1 protein-coding gene and 1 pseudogene are annotated in these 1,851 nt (G+C 80.5%); both read left to right on the forward strand.

The genetic code is table 11. The features are described from left to right. Window positions 1–821, forward strand: an 821-nt coding sequence (locus ABEB16_RS18835; RefSeq protein WP_345713746.1) for an amidohydrolase family protein, incomplete at its 5' end; no start/stop codon positions are given. 389 nt (window positions 822–1,210) lie between these two features. Then, window positions 1,211–1,851 (forward strand): annotated as a pseudogene (locus ABEB16_RS18840) (apolipoprotein N-acyltransferase); the annotation flags it as partial.

Genomic DNA, 1,851 nt, shown 5'->3' on the forward strand with positions numbered 1-1,851 from the left:
CCGGCGACCTGTGCGTCGACGGGGCGCTGGGCTCGCGCACCGCCGCGCTGCGCGAGCCCTACGCCGACGCCGACACCCGCGGCCTGCTGCACCTGGACCCGGCCACCATCGCCCGCCACGTCGTGGCCTGCGCGCGCCGCGGCGTGCAGCCCGGTTTCCACGTCATCGGCGACGCCGCCGTCGACGCCGTGGTGGCCGGCCTGCTCGGCGCCGAGCAGGAGCTGGGGACGGCGGCGCTGGCCGCCGCGGGGGTCCGCCTGGAACACCTGTGCGCCGTGGACGAGCCGGCCGTGGCCGTGCTGGCCCGCCTGGGGGTCAGCGCCAGCGTGCAGCCGGCCTTCGACGCCACCTGGGGCGGTCAGCGGGGCACCTACGCGCAGCGGCTGGGCTGGGAGCGCGCCCGCCGGCTGCACCCCTTCGCCGCGCTGGCCGCCGCCGGGGTGCCCCTGGCGCTGGGCTCCGACGCCCCGGTGACGCCGCTGGCGCCCTGGGAGGCGGTGCGCGCGGCGGCCTTCCACCACGTCGGCGCCTGGCGCACCAGCGTGCGCGCGGCGTTCCTGGCCCACACCCGCGGCGGGCACCGCGCCGCCCGCCGCGACAGCCGCGAGCCGGGCGTCCTCGTGCCCGGCGCCCCCGCCAGCTACGCGGTGTGGGAGGCCGGGGAGCTGCTCGTGCAGGCCCCCGACGGTCGGCTGGCGGCGTGGAGCACCGACGCCCGCTCCGGCACCCCCGGGCTGCCGGACCTGTCCCCGGGGGTGCCGGCGCCCCGCTGCCTGCGCACGGCGCTGCGCGGCACCGTGCTGCACGACGTGCTCGGCTGAGCCCGCCGCGCAGGGCGCCACGACTTCGCGCGCCGCGCGGGGTGTGCCGAGGTTGACACCTCGGCTGCGCCGAGTAGTTTCGCCAACTAGCCCACGTCGAGGAAGACCGCCCGGTCCAGCCCGCTCACCGCGGTGCGCCGCCCCACAGCGCACGGCTCGGCGGGGGAGCGGGCGGGAGTGGGCGGGGCTGGGCCCGCGCGCCCCTAGACAACGGCGTGCACCTCGTGGCCGACGGGGCGCACGGCGGCCCGACGGGCGCACGGGTCCGGCCTGCTTCTCGCGCAGTCAGTCCCCGCCTGCGGCGGCTGCGACTGACTGCGTGAGTGGCGGGCCCGCACCCGGCCGCGTCGCGTCCCCGCGCGGCGCCGGGCGCGGCGTACCCTCGCAGGGTGCTGCGCCCCTCCGCCCGCCCCCAGCCGCTGCTGCTGGCCGCGGCCCTCGCGCTGGCCGGGGGGATCGCCCTGGCCGCCGCCTTCCCTGAGCCGGGCTGGTGGCCGCTGGCGCCGGTGGGGGTGGCTGCCCTCCTCCTGGCCTGCGCCGGCCAGCGCCCCCGCCGCGCGGCCCTGCTGGGGCTGGTGTTCGGGGAGGCCTTCCTGCTGCCGCTGCTGCACTGGAGCGGCACCTACGTCGGTGTCCTGCCCTGGGTGGCGCTGGCCACCCTCTGCGCGGCGTTCTACGCCCTGCTGGCCGCGGTGCTGCCGCGGGCGCTGCGGCTGCGCCGGCCGCTGGCGCCGCTGGCCGTGGCCGGTGCCTGGACCGCCGTGGAGGCGCTGCGCGCCCGCGTGCCCTTCGGGGGTTTCCCGTGGGGGCGGCTGGCGTTCTCCCAGGCCGACGCCCCCACCGTGGCCCTGGCCTCCCTGGGTGGCAGCCCGCTGGTGTCCTTCGCCGTCGCGCTGGCCGGTGCGCTGCTGGCGGTGGCGCGGCTGGCGCTGCTGCCCCGCGCCCTCTCCGGCCAGGGCGGTGCCGGTGGGCGCGGTGCGCGCGGTGGGCGCTGGCTGCGCGCGGTCGTGCCGGCGCTGCTGGCCGTGGC

Source organism: Kineococcus glutinatus (assembly GCF_039542765.1).
In the GTDB taxonomy this organism is placed as follows: domain Bacteria; phylum Actinomycetota; class Actinomycetes; order Actinomycetales; family Kineococcaceae; genus Kineococcus_A; species Kineococcus_A glutinatus.